Source organism: Pedobacter sp. Leaf176 (genome assembly GCF_001424305.1).
Lineage (GTDB): Bacteria > Bacteroidota > Bacteroidia > Sphingobacteriales > Sphingobacteriaceae > Pedobacter.
Genome location: NZ_LMPD01000001.1, coordinates 404033 through 423443, shown reverse-complemented (window position 1 = coordinate 423443; position 19411 = coordinate 404033). Strand labels below are relative to the sequence as shown.

The 19411-nt window shown below is 37.2% G+C and carries 16 protein-coding genes; 11 read left to right on the top strand and 5 right to left on the bottom strand.

What is annotated here, in order from left to right:
• Positions 1 to 182: 182 nt before the first annotated feature.
• The gene (locus tag ASF92_RS01900) at positions 183 to 1346 is read left to right on the top strand and encodes an ATP-binding protein (protein ID WP_082489459.1); all 1164 of its coding nucleotides are present in this window, start codon (positions 183 to 185) and stop codon (positions 1344 to 1346) included.
• 49 nt (positions 1347 to 1395) lie between these two features.
• Here ASF92_RS01900 and ASF92_RS01895 read toward each other — a convergent pair whose 3' ends face one another.
• Both ASF92_RS01895 and ASF92_RS01890 read right to left on the bottom strand, forming a co-directional pair.
• Positions 1396 to 3768, bottom strand: coding sequence for a M1 family metallopeptidase (locus tag ASF92_RS01895; RefSeq protein WP_056087011.1), 2373 nt, complete (start codon positions 3766 to 3768; stop codon positions 1396 to 1398).
• A 13-nt stretch (positions 3769 to 3781) separates the two neighbouring features.
• Complete coding sequence (locus ASF92_RS01890) at positions 3782 to 4366, bottom strand: HupE/UreJ family protein (protein ID WP_056087005.1); 585 nt, start codon at positions 4364 to 4366, stop codon at positions 3782 to 3784.
• Between the two features lie 90 nt (positions 4367 to 4456).
• Here ASF92_RS01890 and ASF92_RS01885 point away from each other — a divergent pair, with 90 nt between their 5' ends.
• The 10 genes from ASF92_RS01885 to ASF92_RS01840 all read left to right on the top strand — a co-directional run bounded on the left by ASF92_RS01885 (position 4457) and on the right by ASF92_RS01840 (position 13549).
• Positions 4457 to 4969: a DUF6702 family protein gene (locus tag ASF92_RS01885; protein ID WP_056087001.1), complete on the top strand. Its 513-nt coding sequence runs from the start codon at positions 4457 to 4459 to the stop codon at positions 4967 to 4969.
• A 130-nt stretch (positions 4970 to 5099) separates the two neighbouring features.
• Positions 5100 to 6359, top strand: coding sequence for a hypothetical protein (locus ASF92_RS01880; RefSeq protein ID WP_056086998.1), 1260 nt, complete (start codon positions 5100 to 5102; stop codon positions 6357 to 6359).
• A gap of 9 nt (positions 6360 to 6368) precedes the next feature.
• Complete coding sequence (gene upp / locus ASF92_RS01875) at positions 6369 to 7013, top strand: uracil phosphoribosyltransferase (protein ID WP_056086995.1); 645 nt, start codon at positions 6369 to 6371, stop codon at positions 7011 to 7013.
• Positions 7014 to 7149: 136 nt separating this feature from the next.
• Entirely contained in the window at positions 7150 to 7845 is a 696-nt protein-coding gene (locus ASF92_RS01870) for a YjjG family noncanonical pyrimidine nucleotidase (RefSeq protein ID WP_056086992.1), read from the top strand.
• Between the two features lie 20 nt (positions 7846 to 7865).
• Positions 7866 to 8390 (top strand): DinB family protein, encoded by a 525-nt coding sequence (locus ASF92_RS01865; RefSeq protein ID WP_056086988.1) that lies wholly within the window; start codon positions 7866 to 7868, stop codon positions 8388 to 8390.
• A 19-nt stretch (positions 8391 to 8409) separates the two neighbouring features.
• The gene (locus ASF92_RS01860) at positions 8410 to 9735 is read left to right on the top strand and encodes a flippase (RefSeq protein WP_056086985.1); all 1326 of its coding nucleotides are present in this window, start codon (positions 8410 to 8412) and stop codon (positions 9733 to 9735) included.
• Complete coding sequence (locus tag ASF92_RS01855; protein WP_056086982.1) at positions 9732 to 10379, top strand: FkbM family methyltransferase; 648 nt, start codon at positions 9732 to 9734, stop codon at positions 10377 to 10379. The genes ASF92_RS01860 and ASF92_RS01855 overlap by 4 nt, the downstream gene beginning before the upstream one ends.
• A 17-nt stretch (positions 10380 to 10396) precedes the next feature.
• A complete protein-coding gene (locus ASF92_RS01850) occupies positions 10397 to 11158 on the top strand; it encodes a class I SAM-dependent methyltransferase (protein ID WP_056086979.1) in 762 nt (253 codons plus the stop codon).
• A 1-nt stretch (position 11159) separates the two neighbouring features.
• Entirely contained in the window at positions 11160 to 12062 is a 903-nt protein-coding gene (locus ASF92_RS01845; protein WP_056086976.1) for a glycosyltransferase, read from the top strand.
• A gap of 35 nt (positions 12063 to 12097) precedes the next feature.
• Complete coding sequence (locus ASF92_RS01840) at positions 12098 to 13549, top strand: alpha-L-fucosidase (RefSeq protein ID WP_056086972.1); 1452 nt, start codon at positions 12098 to 12100, stop codon at positions 13547 to 13549.
• Here the strand turns inward: ASF92_RS01840 and ASF92_RS01835 are convergent, their stop codons facing one another.
• From ASF92_RS01835 to ASF92_RS01825, 3 genes are all read right to left on the bottom strand, one after another.
• Complete coding sequence (locus tag ASF92_RS01835) at positions 13550 to 15070, bottom strand: rhomboid family intramembrane serine protease (protein WP_056086971.1); 1521 nt, start codon at positions 15068 to 15070, stop codon at positions 13550 to 13552.
• 6 nt (positions 15071 to 15076) lie between these two features.
• Positions 15077 to 15823 (bottom strand): methyltransferase domain-containing protein, encoded by a 747-nt coding sequence (locus tag ASF92_RS01830; protein WP_056086968.1) that lies wholly within the window; start codon positions 15821 to 15823, stop codon positions 15077 to 15079.
• A gap of 253 nt (positions 15824 to 16076) precedes the next feature.
• Complete coding sequence (locus ASF92_RS01825; RefSeq protein ID WP_056089073.1) at positions 16077 to 19262, bottom strand: S41 family peptidase; 3186 nt, start codon at positions 19260 to 19262, stop codon at positions 16077 to 16079.
• Positions 19263 to 19411: the final 149 nt, after the last annotated feature.

Below are 19411 nucleotides of genomic sequence, written 5' to 3'. Positions count from 1 at the left end.
ATTATTTGAGAATAATCGAATGATAAAATGCAATAATGAAATTCGGCTAATTTGATGCTTCCCTGAATCTGATTAAGCTGAGTTTAAAAACTAAATATACTTCCATTGGCTTAAAAACGACACTAACCTAGTAAATCAAAAGTTTAACTTTTGATTTACTAGGTTAAAGCTTATATTTGTTTGTGAATATTATTAGAAAATTAGCGAGGCAACTAAAAGACCGATTAAAAAAATCGCCGGCTATTGCCATTTTAGGACCCAGACAAGTGGGCAAAACGACCTTAGCCAAAGGACTTGAGAGCGGCTACGTGTATTTGGATATGGAAAATCCGAGAGATATTGCCAAACTACAAGATGCTTATACTTTTTTGGAGAATCTTCAAGATCAAACGGTAATTATTGATGAGGTACAATTATTTCCCGAATTATTTTCATTGTTACGTCCACTTATTGATGCAAAAAGAACTCCGGGGAGATTTATACTTTTAGGCTCTGCTTCGCCGGAATTGGTGAAAGGAGTATCTGAAACATTAGCCGGCAGAATTTCATACAATGAGTTATGTCCTATCGGATTAACAGAACTTCCTGATACTATAAGCTACGAACAACATTGGTTTCGAGGTGGTTTTCCTGAATCACTTTTATCAGAAACTGATGATTTGAGTAAAGACTGGATCGATGATTTTATTGTGAGTTATGTAGAAAGAGATTTAGCGAAAATGTTTGGAGTAGATTTAGCTGCAACATTATTAAGAAACTTCTGGAGTATGCTTGCCCATACAAATGGCAATTTGTTTAATGCAGAATCTTTTGCACGATCGCTCGGTGTAAGTGCACCGACTGTTAACAGATATTTAGATTTCTTGGAAGGTGGTTATTTAATAAGGAGACTACAGCCCTGGTTTGTTAATGCAAAAAAACGCCTTGTCAAATCCCCCAAAATCTACATTCGCGATACCGGAATACTACATCGATTGCTAAATATTTCTGCATATAACGATTTATTTGGCCATCCTGCTATAGGTGCATCCTGGGAAGGTTATGTAATCGAGCAAATTTATCAACTGAGAACGAAGCAGACTGAACTTTTCTTCTACCGTACCCAAACCGGAGCAGAATGCGATTTGGTTTTGGTACAAGGGATAACGCCAATGGCTTGTATCGAAATCAAACTATCAAACGCACCTACAGTTTCTAAAGGTTTTATAAATTGTACCCAGGATTTGAAACCTAAATACAAATACATCATTACGCCGAATAGTGAAACATACCCATCATCAAATGAAATTACCGTAACCAGCCTAAAACATTTTCTAACAAATATTTTGCCTGAAATACAACAGTAAAGGCCTTGCTAATTTAGCAAAGCCTTTACTTATCGTTAACTGAACCGAATTATTTTCCCGCAGCCTTTTGCATTGGATTTACACCAACAGATTGACCACGAACTGATGAGGCAGCCTTCGCTTTGAAAACTTTAAATTTGCTCTCTCTTGCATTCCCGCCCCAAGTGTTATTTGAAGTATCGATATCCGCTGTTTCTCTTAAAGGATCGATTGAAATTGATGAAACTTCTTTATCTTTAATGTAAAATTTTGACGTTTTCAACTCATTGTGTCTCCAGATTTGAGCTGGAATTCTATCTAGCTCTTTTGAACCATCTTTATAAGTGAATTCAACAATAATTGGCATCACCAAACCACCTTTATTACTGAAATCGAGTTCATAGAAAAACTTGTTTTCGTATTTCTGCTGATCGCCTGAGGCTACAACTTCCAGCGGTAAGGTTCCTTGAGTTTTAACCGCGGTTGCTGTATCAACAGAAACTAAACCTCTATCATATTTATAATAGAAATCTTGTGCTGCAGGGGTTTTATCAACATAAAAGCTGATTTTTTTATCCTCACGGTTTCTGATTTTAGAGATGTCCTGAAACGCATTTACAGCCGGTTTATCAACTTTTACCATTCTAGCTCTCGCTTCAGGAATGGTTGTTGGAAAATCTGCTTTAGCAACCTTTACAGTGTCTAAAGAAATGTCGCAAGGTTCAGTTCCGTAAAACCAGCCTCTCCAAAACCAATCTAAATCTTCACCACTCGCATCTTCCATCGTGCGGAAAAGGTCCGCCGGTTGTGGATGTTTAAAAGCCCATCTTCTCGAATACTCTTTAAAAGCATAATCAAAAAGTTCCCTGCCCATAATGGTTTCACGAAGAATATTTAAGCCCGTAGCAGGTTTTGAATATGCATTAGGTCCAAAACGCGTAATGTTTTCCGAATTGGTCATGATTGGCTCCAACTCATCTTTAGGCAGCTTCATGTAATCAACAATAGTATAAGCAGGCCCTTTTTTACTTGGGAAGGTGTTATCCCACAGTTCTTCTGTTAAATATTCAACGAAAGAGTTTAAACCTTCATCCATCCAGGTCCACTGGCGCTCATCGCTGTTTACAATCATTGGGAAAAAGTTGTGCCCAACCTCGTGGATAATAACACCCAACATCCCATTTTTAGTGCTTTCGCTATAAGTTCCGTCAGCATCAGTACGGCCATAGTTGAAACAAATCATCGGGTATTCCATACCGTTTGCAGCCTCGATACTTTGCGCAACGGGGTACGGATAAGGAATTGTAAAATCAGAATACGTTTTAATGGTATGCGCTACAGCGCGGGTAGAGAACTTGCTGTATAAGTTGTAAGCTTCTTTTCCGTAGAAACTCATGCACATTACCGTATTGTTGTTAGCGGCAATTTTCTGCGGCATGGCATCCCAGATAAATTTACGAGAAGATGTCCATGCGAAATCTCGAACGTTATTGGCCTGAAAAACCCAGGTTTTACTGCCCGCTGCTTTTTTGCCTTCAGCAGTTTTAGCTTCTGCAAGTGTTTGAATTTCAACAGGAGCAGTTGCAGTTTTCGCTGCATTATAACGGCTTAACTGGGTAGGATTCAAAACCGCACTATAGTTTATGCACTCACCTGTCGAACCCACTAAATGATCTGCAGGAACTGTCATTTGTACTCTGAAATCGCCAAAAGTTAAAGCAAACTCTCCCCTTCCTGTAAACTGGTGATTTTGCCAACCTTGGAAATCGCTATAAACACATAAACGAGGATACCATTGAGCCATAGTGAATAAATAGTTCCCATCAGCAGGGAAAAATTCGTAACCACCGCGACCACCAACCGTCATCCTATCGGTTATTTTGTAATTCCAATCGATGTTAAAAATGTATTTCTGCCCCGTTTTTAATGCTACAGGTAAATCAATCCTCATCATCGTTTTATTAACCGTGTAGCTTAATTTTTTTCCGGATGCGTCTGTTAATTTTAAAACATTGATACCAAAACCATTATTCGCTTTTGAACTTAAATTATCAATGCTTTGTATTGTACCAATTGCAGGCATTTTTGTTGCATCCTGGTAGTTTGCGCTTTTGTCTGTGCTGTGTTCGTTTTCATCGAGCTGCAACCAGATGTAGGTCAAAGGATCCGGGGAATTATTGGTATAAGTTACCGTTTCACTTCCTGTTAAAAGCAGATTTTTTTCATCAAGCGTACACTTAATGTTGTAATCTGCACGCTGCTGCCAGTATTTTACACCCGGTGCACCACTTGCTGTACGCTGTTCGTTTGGCGTTGGTAAGATTGTTCCTAATTGTTCAAACTTGTTTCCATGGTTGCTACCAGGATTGTTCTGAATATTTTGAGCCATTGCCAAACTGCCTGAAAAAAGCAACAGGCCGGTTAAAGTAATTAGTTTATTCATTGTTTATATTATGTTAAAAAGGGATACGCTCTAAAGCCATTTTTAAAGCCAGGCTAAACACGGCTGCTGATACAAACAACACCCAACTCGGGCGTTTTATAGTACTATAATTAAAAACTGTAAAGGTAACGGCTAATATAACAATAACCATAAAAATTTGCCCGGCTTCCAGGCCGACATTAAATCCAAAAAGGCCCCAGCCTATGTTTTGATCTTTCGCCAACATAATCCTTATCGAATTTGCAAAGCCCATACCATGTATCAATCCAAAAATTAGGGCTAAGTAATAATTTACCCGAACTGATTTCAAAGAAAAATTTTTCCTTAATAAATTACTCACTGAAGTGAATACTATGGTACAGGGAATCAAAAACTCTACCCATTTGCTTTCAAAACGAATTACATCGCTTACACTTAAAAATAAGGTAAGCGAATGCCCGATTGTAAAAGCGGTTACCAAAATTAACACTTGTTTTAAATTCCTGTAACTATAAATGGCAACAAGCGCTAAAATAAATAATTGATGATCCAAAGCGTCGGCACTTATAATATGTTCCCACCCCAGTTTGAAATAAAAGATGAAATCTTGTAGCAGCATTTATAATAAATTAGCTTTGTGAGCGAAGCTTTAGTATTTTTGAAGCCTTAAAATTAAAGTTTTAATTATAAAAACGGGAAAATCATTAAAATGCATTTCTTAAACACCAAATTTGTTACTTTCTTATTGGTTTTTGCACTTGGTGGCACGACTAAAGAAACGAAACACCCACTTCATGTAAGTACAACAGAAGTAAATATAAATGCAAAGGACAAAACACTGGAAATAAGTACCAGGATTTTCAGTGATGATTTTGAAGCCGTTTTGCTAAAGCTTTACAAACAAAAAACAGATTTGAGCAGCCCCGCAATGAAAACCCAAATGGATGCTTTAGTCAAGAAATATTTGTTAACTCATGTGCAGGTTAAAGCAAATGGAAAAGTTACTCCGCTAAATTATATTGGTTTTGAAATGGACCACGAAGCCACAAACATTTATCTGGAAGCAGAAAAAGTTACGCCTCCAAAAACGGTTGAGGTTAGCAGTACGGTCTTATACGATTTATTTGATGATCAGATGAGTATCGTTCATGTAGTAAAAGGTTCGGCTAGAAAAAGTACCAAAATATTATATCCTGATAAAAGTTTCACTGCACGCTTTTAAATTTATTTTTATGTAATGCAGCTTAAAATGTCTTAATTTAAGATGTCCCTTCTTTATATTATGTTGAAGGAATAATTGCACGACAAATTATTTGTTACTTTAGTATAATTTTCAAACCGGTTAAATAAGTATGCAAATAATAATCTTTTCGCCACTTCTTACACCGAGAATAAAGTATATTTTCAACTTTATTTTGTCCGCTATTTTAAAGGCAGAAGTTGAATTTACGGTAAACAGCACCTATTTTTCACAAAGCGAGAAGGTAAGAGTAAGCTATGCAGATAAACCTTTAAGTGATGAGTTATTTTTTAAAAACACAGCGCTTCTTTTATCGAACAAAGTTGAAGAGCTTAAGTTAAAAACAGTTCCTTTCGGAGATTATCATGTGCCTTTCCCAGTCGACGGATCATTACTTCCTTTTGATGTTTTCGCAGCATCTTTTTTCATTTTGAGCCGATATGAGGAATATTTACACAAGAATAAATCGGAAGACATTTTTACTCCGAAAGATAGCCTGCAGTACAAATGGAAGATTTTAGAGCGGCCAATAATTGACGAATGGGCGTTGCTATTAAAGAACATGATTAGGAAAAAATATCCATCATTCAAATTTCAAGAGAAAACATTCCATCATCAATCTACCATCAACTTTACGCTTAAGCCCGATGTGCCTAGTGGCTTTTTTCCAAAAACAAAATTTATTTTCAGCTCAGTTTTCGACAAACGACAGCAATTTTTAAGCTCGGTATTTGATGAGTTTACAGGGATTGCGGTTAATCATGAGCGAACGATAAACGAGTTAAGCGAAACTAATCCAAAAAACCAGCCTGTTTATTTTATTAATTTCCCACAGGATGATAAGAACAGACTGAATTTTAAAAATAGCGCTTTATTTTTAAAAGAGAAGCAAATCGGTTTGCTAAGACCCTATACAATAAATAAAGAGCAATCGACAATGTTAAAAGCTGATCTATTGAAGCTTGGAAAGATACAAGACAGCGCTATTGATATCAGGACTCAGCAATTAGAATTACTTAAACTACCAACCTGCTACCTGCATTTACTTTCGGCCGGCATTATATCCGATTATTCGATGGGTTATTCAGATAAAGTTGGCTTCAGAGCTGGGACTTGTACGCCTTTCAACTGGTATGACTTACAACTTAATAAAGTGACACCAATTGAGGTAAAATCTTATTCTATTAGCGATACTGCAATCCATTACCAGCCTGTTGATGATGCAATAAAAACCATAAAAGACATTATTGACGCCGTAAAACTTGTAGATGGATATTTTTATAGCAGCTGGAAGCTAAAAAATTTATCGGAAAATAGTAAATTTAAAAAATGGAAGGCTGTTTTTAACGAAATGATAAAATACGCTGGCTAAATAGAAGTTATGACATTCGACTTAAGTAAAACAAAATCTATTGCCAACACTTTCATCGCCGAACTGCGTGATGAGAATATCCAAAAAGACGCCATGCGTTTCCGAAAAAATCTGGAGCGCCTGGGTGAGTTTTTTGCATATGAGATTAGTAAAACATTAAAGTTTACATCAAGAGAAGTTGTTACCCCACTTGGAACTTCGCAGTGCGATTTCCTGGAAACACAACCTGTTTTAGCGACCATATTGCGCGCCGGTTTGCCAATACAACAGGGTTTGCTTAACATATTTGATAAATCAGAATGCTGTTTTATTTCGGCTTATCGAAAAGTTAAAAAGAATGGTGATTTCATTATCCAGATGGACTACGTATCAACACCCGATTTAGAAGGTCGGGTGTTGATTATGGCCGACCCTATGCTGGCAACCGGACGAAGTATGGTTATGTGTTGCAAAGAATTGATTAACAGGTATAAAGTTTCCGAATTGCATATTGTAGCGGCAATTGCAAGCACTGAAGGGGTTGCACATGTAAAAGCAAATTTACCGAAAGCGAAACTTTGGTTGGGTGCTATTGATGAAGAGATGACCAGTAAATCTTACATCGTGCCCGGGTTAGGAGATGCCGGAGATTTGGCATATGGAGAAAAAATGTGAACCGTATTTTCAGGATTTGAGGATTTTCAAGATTCTACGTTCAAATATGTCTAGCTTATAAGATTTCAAATCTTCGATACCCAAACAACTTAACAATCTAGCCTTCAAACAATTAAGCAATTAACAATTTATTAAATTGGAAAACAAAAAACACATCTTCTTCGATTTAGATCATACCATCTGGGATTTTGACCGCAATGCCGAAGAAACGTTAAACGAGCTTTATAACACCTATAAATTGAATGAGTTGGGATTAAAATCATGTTCTGATTTTATCGCTATCTATACAAAAAACAACCACCAGCTTTGGGCTGATTACCATTTAGGAAAAATCACCAAAGATTTTTTGAGGGCAGAGCGTTTTAGTAAAACATTTATTCAGTTGGGTATTCATCCTGATTCAGTACCACATCAGTTTGAAGATGATTACGTTACTATTTCGCCAACTAAAACCAATCTGTTTGAAGGTGCTGAAAATGTTTTGTCTTATCTAAAAGAAAAATATACACTTCATATCATTTCAAATGGATTTAAAGAAACCACTTTAACAAAAATGAATTTATCAGGTTTGAATCCATATTTTGATAATGTGATTATATCCGAAGATGTTGGTGTTAACAAGCCTAACCCTGAAATTTTTGAATATGCTTTAAATAAGGCAAAAGCCGCAAAAACAGAAAGCATAATGATTGGCGATAGCCTGGAAGCCGATGTTTATGGCGCCTTAAATTTCGGGATAGAAGCCATTTTTTTTAATCCTATGCAAAAACAAAAACCCGAAGATGTTAAAAAAGAAATCATTCATTTGGAAGAATTACTGACTTTATTTTAAGCTTAACCAGTACTTTATTTATGAATACGAGAAAAGTTAAAACTTCCTTGCACAATATTGTTGATGCCTACAAAGCAAAACTTTCCTCTTACTCTGACGGCATTTTCCAAACCATGCCGCCAATTAAAGGCTGGAGTTTCAGCGAGGTTTTCGCGCACATTTTCGATTCAAGCTTATTATCATTAATAGCGCTGGAAAATGCAGCTAAAGGTAAGGGCGAGAATCAACCGACACATTTTGCAGTACAAATGATTTTATTTTTCGGGTCTTTACCTCCTGCAAAGAAATATAAGGTTCCGAAGAGATTAGCTGAAAGGATTAAAATAATCAGTAAAACTGAAGCAATGGATTTTATTCTCGAATTCGAAAGAGCACTTAATGTGGCTTATCCATTAATTTTTGATGCAAGCAAATACTCCAAAACCAAACATCCAAGACTAGGCTATCTAAATGCCGAACAATGGTTGCGTTTTATCGAAATTCACTTAAAACATCATTTAAAGCAATTGGTGAGGATAGAAAAGAGTTTTCAGCAAAGCATTTAAATTTTACATCTTTGCGTCAATGAAATTACCTGCTATAAAAGGTTTTGATGAGGAAGCGCTAAAAAAGTATTTCAAAAACACTGGAATGCTTTTGATTGGTAAAGTTGGCAGCTTAGCAATTAAAATGCTTAGTAGCATTGCTGTTGCGAATTACCTTCTTTCCTATGGAAATGGGATCCTAACTACATCTGTATCTTATGTGTTTCTTTTCGCGGCGCTAGCAGGATTAGGGCTAGACCAGTTTATTGTGAAAGAACTACATCAATTTCGAGAAAAAAGAGATAGTATTTTAGGTACTGCATTTGCTATGAAATCAGTTGCCGGGGTTCTATGTATTCCGTTAATTTATATCGCCTGGTTAATTTACCCGTTAGAGGGAATCAAATTCGCTTATATCTTTCTACTGTCGTTCATGGGGATTTTTCAATCCTTTACCATAATTGATTCTTTTTTTCAATCGGAAGTTAAATCAAAGTATATAATGCAGGTTCAGATAGTCGGCAACCTTATATCCGCAGCCATAAAGGTTATCTTAATTCTCACGCATTCATCCATTACATTATTTTTCTTTGCTTATTTATTTGACACAATCTTATTATCAATTGGATATATCATTACATATAACAGAAAAGGAAGAAGTATTTTTTCTTGGAAATATGAATCGAAACTTGCAAAAAAATTAATTTCTCTTTCTTGGCCATTAATCATCTCAGGAATAATGGTTTCCATTTATATGCGTGTTGACCAAATTATGCTAAAACAAATATTGGGTGAGAAAGGCATTGCAGAGGCCGGCGCTTATAACACAGTGGTAATGTTTAGCGAAGCATTAAATTTTGTTCCCATCGCAATCGTTTCATCTCTTTTTCCTGCAATACTAAACGCAAGAAGAGATGACAAGGAGCGATATCAAAAAAGACTTCAAAACCTATATGATCTAATGGTTTGGCTAAGCTTAAGTTTCGCAATATTTATCACAATTGCATCACCAATAATTTATAAACTTTATAAGCCGGAATACATCGCAGCTGCACCAGTTTTATCGGTGCATGTCTGGGGATCTACTTTTGTATTTCTAGGAGTTGCAAGTGGCCAGTTTTTAATTGCTGAAAATTTTGGCCGCCTTTCATTTATCAGAACAGGGTTAGGAGCTATAGTAAATATTGCTCTTAATATTGTGTTAATTCCTAAAATGGGTATGATGGGAACAGCAATCGCAACGGTTATTGCATATTTTGTTTCTGCATTTTTTATCCTTTTTATCCCCAAACTTCGTCAACAAGGTATAATGATGTTAAAATCCTTATTTTTGGTCACTGCATTTCAAAAAATATTTAAACGTTGAGTACTCTAAAAGCACTAGCTACATTAATTGCGAAGCCAAACCGGCTTAAGGCATTATTATCATACGGCCATAAAGGCTACTTAAACAGCATTGGCTGGTTCACCGCTTTTGACAAAAAACATGCCGTAGACGGAAAAGGGAAAGCGCTTCCATGGGTTACATATTCCTTTATCGATTTCATTAAAGAAAGGATTGACAAAACACAACATATTTTTGAATATGGTTCTGGTAGTTCGACTATTTTCTATGCAGAAAGGGCCGGTACGGTTACCTCTGTGGAGCATGATAAGGGCTGGTTCGACAATGTGAAAAACAGCAGCCCGGCAAATGCGGAAATGATTTTTTGCCATTTGGAACGAGATGGCGAATATGCAAAGAAAGCAACTTTACTGGATAAAAAATTCGATATTATAATTGTTGACGGACGCGACCGCGTAAACTGCTGCAAATACAGTGTAGATGCTTTATCGGAAAATGGCATTCTGGTTTTAGATGATAGTGAACGCCCAGCTTATAATGCTGCTAGAGTGTTATTGAAAGCCCAGGGTTTCAAAGAAATCAGCTTCAGCGGTATTTCGCCAGGATTATTTTACGAAAAGGCAACGTCCGTATTTTATAAAGCCAATAACTGTTTGGGCATTTAATCTTCAGATTTAAACCTATGATTAGCGAAGAAGTAAAAACGGCCTACAATAATTTCTACACCAATAGTGATGTTGCCTGGCGCATGCTTGGTGCAAAATATAAAGCCCAGAATATTGTTGATGTTTGCATGAACATTAAACCAAAAAAGGTGCTTGAAGTTGGTGCAGGTGATGGCAGTATTCTTCATTTCCTAAACGAATGGAACTTCGCCCCTGAACTATATGCCCTGGAGATTGCGCAAAGCGGTGTTGATATTATTCAGGATAGAAAGCTTTCCCTACTGAAAGCTGCTCAAACTTTTGATGGGTATAAAATCCCTTATGGGGATGATGAATTTGATTTAGTGATTCTGGCACATGTTTTAGAACACGTTGAACATGAAAGGGTTTTACTTCGAGAGTTAAAAAGGGTATCGAAATATATTGTGGTCGAAGTGCCAAAAGACTATCGTTTCGGTGTAGATACACGTATGAAGCACTTTTTAGATTATGGCCACATTAATATGTACACACCAACTTCCTTGAGGTTTTTATTGCAAAGTGAGGGATTGGAGATTTTAGAAGATAAGGTTTCAATGACGGCGCCGGAAACCGTAAAGTTTAATGAATTCATTAACAGAAAAGCACCAAAAACGTTCATTAAAAACTTAAAAATTGAGCTGGAGTATAGAATTAAAAAAACTTTAGGTAATTTTCTTGGCAGGAAAAAACAGGAACAGTTTGCTAATGCTTATACTGTCTTAACCAAAAAATCAGATTCTAATCTGCATATATTTTAACATGCAAAACCTTGCCCCGATAGCACTCTTTGTTTACAACCGTCCGCAGCACACCTCGCGAACCCTAAAATTTTTACAACAAAACGAACTTGCTGCAGAAAGCAGACTTTATATTTTTTCTGATGGTGCCAAAACGCAGCAAGATGATGAAAAAATTGCTGAAGTCAGGGCAATCATCAATAATGTTGATGGTTTTAAATCGGTTAAAGTTATCGAGCGGAAATCGAATGTGGGTTTAGCCAATTCAGTAATAGCAGGCGTTACGCAACTGATAAATGACTATGGCAAAATCATCGTTTTCGAGGATGACCTGATTACATCTCCACATACACTTACTTACTTTAACGACGGCTTAAATCGTTATCAATATGAAGAAAAAGTAATGCATATCGGAGCATACATGTACCCTTTGAGGGCAGACAATCTTCCGCAGTCATTCTTTTACAGGGCAGCGACTAGCTGGGGGTGGGCAACCTGGGGAAGAGCATGGAAACATTTTGAGCCAAATATTGATACTTTGTTGAATCAATTCGACGGTAAAAAAAAATCAGAATTTGCTATCGACAACAGCATGAACTTTTGGAAACAGATGCTGGAATTTAAAAAAGGGAAAAACAACAGCTGGGCGATTCGCTGGTATGCTTCGATTTTTTTAAAGGGTGGCTTAACTTTAAATCCGTCGCAGTCTTTAGTAAACAACATCGGGCACGACGGAACCGGCGTTCACTCTGGTATAAACGATATATACAATGTTATCATAAACCCAAAACCTGTAACTGAATTTCCATCGGTTATGGAAGAAAATCCGAAAGCTTACCATACTATAAAAGAATTCCTGGCAAATCGTAAAGGAACCATTTGGGAAAGGATTAAGCGCTTTATCAACGAGAAAGTTAGGAAATAAACTTAATTTAATATCCTTTTAACACAGTCCAAATTATGAAATGGCTAACCATACTACTTCTTTCAATTGTGACGTTTGCTCATGCACAAAATGCTCCAAAACCATACGGCGCATTGCCTTCCAAGAGGCAGCTTGCATGGCATGATATTGAAATTTATGGTTTGATCCATTTCACACCAACCACTTTCGAAAACAAAGAATGGGGGTTTGGAGATGCCGACCCGAAATCTTTTAACCCCACGGATTTCAACGCCGACCAAATTATAAAAGCCGCTAAAGCGGGAGGCCTTAAAGGCATTATTTTGGTTGCCAAACACCACGATGGTTTCGCGCTTTGGCCTACAAAAACAACGGCATATAACATTACTAAAAGTAATTTTAGGGATGGAAAAGGAGATTTAGTAAAGGAAATTGAGCAAGCAGTCAGAAAAAACGGATTAAGTTTCGGAGTTTATTGTTCGCCTTGGGATAGAAATAATGCTAACTACGGAACGGACAAATATTTAGCCATCTACCAGACGCAACTTAAAGAGCTTTACAGTAATTATGGCTCGCTTTTTATGAGCTGGCATGATGGTGCCAACGGTGGCGACGGCTATTATGGTGGGGCAAAGGAAAAACGCTCCATTGATAATACAACCTACTATGATTGGAATAACACTTGGGCTATTACCAGAAAGATGCAGCCAATGGCAAATATTTTTAGTGATATTGGTTTAGATATTCGTTGGGTTGGCAACGAAGATGGTAATGCTGCAGAAACCAGCTGGGAAACCTTCACGCCGCTTCCTCCGGAGGGGAAAAATGTCGCCGTTCCTGGTCAGGCAAATTATCCGCAAAGCCCGATGGGCGTAAGAAACGGTAAGTTCTGGATGCCCGCGGAATGCGATGTTCCATTGAGAAAGGGCTGGTTTTATCATCCAACTGAAAAACCGAAAACACCTGAAGTGCTTTTTGAACTTTACCTGAAAAGTGTTGGTCGGGGCGCAGGTTTGGATTTAGGCCTGGCACCCGACACCCGCGGACAATTGCATGATGACGATGTGGCCGTACTGAAAACCTTCGGCAACATGGTTAAACATACTTTTGCAAACAATTTGGCAAAAGCCGCTAATATTACCGCCAGCAACACTCGTGGCAACAGCTACAACCCAGGGAAACTTTTAGATGGCAATAGGAAAAGCTACTGGGCAACTAAGGATAACGCTCATACCGCAAGTTTGGAAATTGACTTAAAATCTGTAAAAACTTTCGACATTATCAGCTTACAGGAATATATCCCGTTGGGACAAAGAATAGAGGAATATACCATTGAAGTTTATAGAAATAATAAATGGGAAAAAATTTATGATGGAACAAGTATTGGCGCTAAAAGACTAATTAAACTGGAAACGCCAGTTACATCATCTAAAGTGAAATTAAATATTACCAAATCTCCAGTTTGCGTTACTTTAAGTGAATTTGGAATTTATAAAAAAACAAACTAATTATTCATAAAGAATCGTGAACATTTTACCTAAGGCATTCGATGTTTGTTTACTATATTTAAAGGTACTGTCGCCTTTTATATCACGATACATTAACATCACCGCTTGGTAAGACGCTTTTCCAAGCCTGATTTTTCTATCCCGCTCCTTTGCATTTTCACTATTGAGATTCAAACCTTGCATTTGCTTAATAATCTTCAGATTTTTTTCCGTTGGTTTTATTCCATCTTCTTTTATCGATATAAGCTTGATATCTTTTGGTAAATCAATTTCCAAACGAGTAATTGTTTTTAAATACTCTAGGTTGCTGTTGAATTCTTTACTCAACTCATTAAATTTTTCTGTTTGATATTTTGAGCTAAAGCCCACTATACTCCCAGAGAAAAGCAGCACCAACAAGGTTGATACCGAATACCTAACCCAATGTCTAATCTCGACCTTGTTTCTGAAATTAAATACCAGCGTGCAACAGAGTATAAAGCCGCACAAAAAACCGCCAATATGTGCCGCGTTGTCTACTTTTTTGCCGAAAGCTCCATTAATAAGTATTAATGCAGATACAATAAGCGTACTGATCAACAAGGCGCGTGTGGCTTTTGGCTCAAAAGTCTTGTTAAGCAGTAAAGCAATGAAAGCGCCGTATAAACCCATTATCGCACCCGAGGCACCCATCATGATAGTTTCCTGATGGAATATTAAACTCATCGAGCCACCACAAACCCCGCTGAATATATATATAAACAAGAATTTTTTCCACCCTAGTTTATTCTCGATCATCAGGCCAAGGTAAATAAACGCATACATGTTAAAAAAAATGTGCGAGATAGAACCATGCACGAATTGATAGGTAATTAAACGCCAATAAGCACCATCTAAAACGGCGTTACGATGATTTACACCCAGGTTTAAACTAAAATTTTTCGCTTTTTGAACGAAAATATCAGCATCAGCATGTACCTGGTTTGTTAGTATGTACCGAAAATATAGAACAGTAACAAGCCAAATTAAAAAGAAGTAAGTAACATTTATTAAAACCAATAAAGGTGTCGCTTTGTAGCCTTTCTGCGGAAAGAAGAGATATAAAATGTTCTTGATCTTGTTTTTTACCGCCAATGGCGCTTTTTCGAAATATGTATCATCTTGCTCAGCAATCAGGCGATGGAATCTATCTAAACGTTCATCCCAAATACCTTGTAAATGGAACTCAACGTACTCAAACTCATGAAAAAACTTTTCAAAATTAAGCTCATTTTTACCATAGTCGTTAAATAGCATTTGTATTCCTACGCATTCACTTTTGACAACAGCGAAGCCACCGTGTATACGGATAGAGATTTCTTCACTGTAAGATTGAAGGGAAATAGGCGTGTAAGCAATTAAACCTGTTTTAGAGATATGACTTAATTCCCATCCCAGATTCTCAATGGCTTGCTGTGCTACAATTAAATATTTATCTGCAGGAAAATTACCCAAAGGGATAAATTTCTCGGATTTGGGCGAATACCCCCAACTTACTGACATAGAGCGCTATCTTTTTGCCACTAATATAAGGTATGGGGATAAATTTTTACTCTCAAAAGGAATAATTTTTGTTAATACCTTTCCGGTTAGCCACGCCAGCTTTTTAAATAAGCGGACACCAACTGATTTCTGGGATTCGTTTTCTAACCAAATACTAAATTTTCCAAAATAACTCACATTTACTTCTTTCAGACCTGCCTTTTGACAAATGGATTTCAATAATTCAGGATCCATACTATCGATGTTGTGTTTGTCGTAGTTTTCTTTATCGAAATTTTTCTGAAACCAGCCATTCACAGCTTTAAAATTTGGTAATGTAATAAATAACGTTCCGCCAGGCTTCACAAAGGCGATATGGCGATTGATGATATCTGCAGTATCATTAAAGTGCTCAATTAAACCGCAGCTAAGTACTAAATCATACTGCTGCTCAGGTTCATAATTAAACAAATCTGTTTCAATGATATGGATGTCTTTACTTGTTAACTCATTCTTTTGCAACAACTCATTAACAACAGGAGGATGAACGAAATAATCTAAAAGTGTAACGTCAAGCTTAAAATACTTCTTTAAAAAAACGGCATAATAACCAGGGAAACCGCCTAATTCAATTGCAGTTTCTACTTTGTTTTTATCAATAACATCAGCCAGCTGACGATGAAATAAGTAGTTTGATGGTAACTGAACTGCAAGCCCTTTTTTACTTTCCCAATAATTTACCCAAAAAGCCCTGTCGGTTAATAAATTTGCCATCTTCAAATAATTTCGAACGTCAAAGAAACGGAAAAAAATGGTTATTTATTTAAATTGGTTAACTGTTCAACTGTGAAATGATCTACAGGTCGAAGGTTTCGCTCATCGATGGTTAAATTATTTATTGCATGGCTAATAGCTGGAAAACAAAAGTTGTTCTATCGACAGGACGTTTAAAAGATAAAAATCCTAAAATAAAACAATCTTTTGCATCATTTACGATTAACCGATTCGAACAATTAACCGACTAACCTTACTTTAAATCTTTCAAAATTTCAGCAACTGCCTTTTCAAGTTGTGGGTCTTTATCGGCAAGTCTGTCTTCAAAGGTATTTTTCACGAAAATATCAGGCTTAACCCCTTCGCTTTCGAGGTTTTTACCATCCATCGTATAACAGCCCCATGATGGCAAGCGGTATGAAGAGCCATCAACCAAGCCCTTAGCTGAAGTAAAAATAATCCACCGGTAAGTTTCGGTTCCGATGATTTTACCTAATTTCAATTCCTTGAAACCAGCGGCAGTCATTTCGGCATCACTTAATGACTGCTCATTAATCAGCAGCACAATAGGCTTAGCCGCAGGACCGAAATTACTTTGCGGCGCAAATTTCCCGCCACGGTATTTCCACTGCAAATACGGTCGTTGAGATAAAAATTTCAGTACCTCATCGTGAACATTTCCACCCGTGTTGTAACGCAAATCTAAGATTATTGCATCTTTATTTTCTTCTTGAGCCACCATGTCTAAGAGGAAAGTTTCTAATTCTCCACCACCCATATTTTTCATATAGGAGTATGCGATGCGGTTATTACCCAGTTTATCTACATTTTTACGGTTGTTGGTAATCCATTCATCGTATAGATTTCCTCTTAAAGCACCTGAACTTTCAGGGTGAATATTGACAAACACTTGCTTTCCTTTCCTGTCAAAAGTGAGTGTCATTTCCTTATCCAACGACGGTTTGCTGAAATAATAATCCCGATCAATTTTTTCATCTACCTTAACTCCATTTACTTCTGTCAAAATATCGCCGGGCAAAATGTTGGTTCCGGTACGGGCAGCATTGCTTTTTGCCGCAATGCGCTCTACCATTAAAGGGTTTCCGTTGTCGAAAACAATTCCGGTTTCGTTTGTTGTATAAGTAAGGTTTTTCCTTTCCTCTGCACCAGCACTATTAAAGCCCATATGCGATGAATTCAGTTCTCCGAGCATATCGTTTAATAAAATTCTTAGATCACTGCGGTTATTTACATAGGGAAGATAAGCCGCATATCGCGTTCTCATTTTATCCCAATCTACGCCATGGAATTTTTCATCGTAGAAGTTTTCATCCAAACCGACCCAGGTTTCGTAAAACATCTGATTGAACTCTGCATTTAAGTTTCTGGTGAATTTATATGCATGATCAATTTTATCAAGCTTGTTCCCCTCCAAATTGTATTTACTAATTACGCCACGGGATAACACAAAGAATTTATCGCCGGATTGGATGATCGAATAATCGCTCCCATCGGCAACTTTCTCCGTTTTGTTTGCTTCAAACGGTTCAATCGTAGTGCGGTAAAGTCCTGGTGCACCACCTTCATGGTTCGATGAATAAAAAACATATGTTTTATCACCCTTTGCAAAAACATCCGTTCCAAATTGGCCACCAAAAGCTGGTCCAACCAACTCAATTCTATCCAGGATATCCTGCGTATTGATGGTTATTACAGCGGCTGGTTTAGGCGTCGGCTTTACTTCAGCCTTTTTTGCCGTATCGGCTTTTCCCTTTTTAGCTTTGGTTTCAACAACTACAGGTTTAACCTCGGCTGGTTTGGTTTCTTTAAATAAATCATCAAATTTATCAGAACGGTAAGGCTCATCGTAATTGTTTAGCGCCATGCGGTAAATGTGCGCACTCGACATTCCGGTTGGGTAAGATGGTTTCGTACGGGCACTTGTAAAGAAAATGTATTTGCCATCTGGCGACCAGGCTGGGCCAGCTTCGGTTACGCCTGTATTGGTTAGATTAATCGTTTTATTGCCTTTGATATTATGCACAACCAAGTCTTGCTCAAAGTTTTTATAAACCGTGAATAAAACATATTCATCATTCGGAGAAAAACTTGGCGCTGAATTTTGAAATGCCCAAAACTCGTCTGTTACCAGAGTTTTGCTATCAAAGGTTTTTAAGTCCATCAGCTTCAACTCATTTCTACCACTCAAATAAACTGCCATCGTCTTTGTTTTATTTAAGGTAATGTCGCGGTTATTGGCTTTATCTTTTGTAAGTTGCCTGATAGTTCCCTTACCATCGCCAGTAATGGTAAACCAGTTCTGAAAACCGTTGGAGGTTTGACTAAAAAGGATTGTTTTGTTATCGGCAAGCCATTTGCATTCCATTGCCCGCTCACCACTATTGGTAATCTTGCGGATAAACTTTCCATCAGCATCACTTACAAAAACGTCACCCCTAGAAATAAACGCCATTTTTTTGCCATCAGTTGAAGCATCAAAAGCGGAAATATTGGCCCGAACATCGTATTCTTGTTCTTTGCTCAATATCTGATTTCTTGATGTGCTGATGTTTACTTTTTCCGTCTTTTTCGATGCCACATCGTAAGTAAATAATTGATAGTCTTTTTCAAAAACTACCTTTGTCCCATTTGCTGCTATAAATGGACGCTTAATAGAAGTTTCAAAATTGGTCAAACCTGTTTTCTTACCGCCAATAAACGTATAAAGGTTGTATTCCTCGTTGCCCTCATCAGATACAAAAAACACATTACCTTTCTGGTCAACACTTGTCCAGAAATCTTTACCGATGTAGTCGGTGTAACGCTTATATGCTTTAGTTTTGGGATTGTAAGATTGGATATCGGGATTATATGCTCCTTTATAATGTTTACGATTACTAAAACGATAGCTTTCCCAGGTATCGTTAAAAAATAATTCTCCGCTCGGCGATTCGGCAATGTGATGTGTGGTATTGAAATAGTTATCAAACAAACGAATTGCTGTTCCACCAGTAATGTCTACTTTGTAACTTGAGAAAGAGTTGTATCTGCCTGAAGTGAAGTAAATTGTTTTGGAGTTCCAGCTCCAATTATCTACCTCGTCAGAGGCGTCGTTAAAAGTGAGTTGTTTTATGTCTCCACCATTAATGGGCATCAGGTAAATATCATGGTTACCAAATTGGTTGGATGAAAAAGCCACCCACTTCCCATCAGGAGAAACTTTTGGATTAATTTCTTCTCCCTGCATAGCCGTAATCCGCGACGCAACCCCTCCTTTTACCGGTACTTTCCAGATATCGCCATCATAACTGAATACAATGGTTTGTGCATCTGGCGTTAGTGCCGGATAGGAAGCAAAATAGGTTTGGCCTTGAGAAAATGAGTTGAAAGGCAACAAAAATGCTAATGCTGCTAGCGATTTTAGTATGGTTTTGATCATGATTGTGTTTGTTTGGCTTTGAAAGTTAAACCCAACTTGATTAAAATAATCATCCATTTTTTTAAATGATTTATCTTAATCATCAAAGGTTCCATCCTCCAATTAAAAAGCAATGAAATATTAGGATGAATTTACACAACAGATTTTAT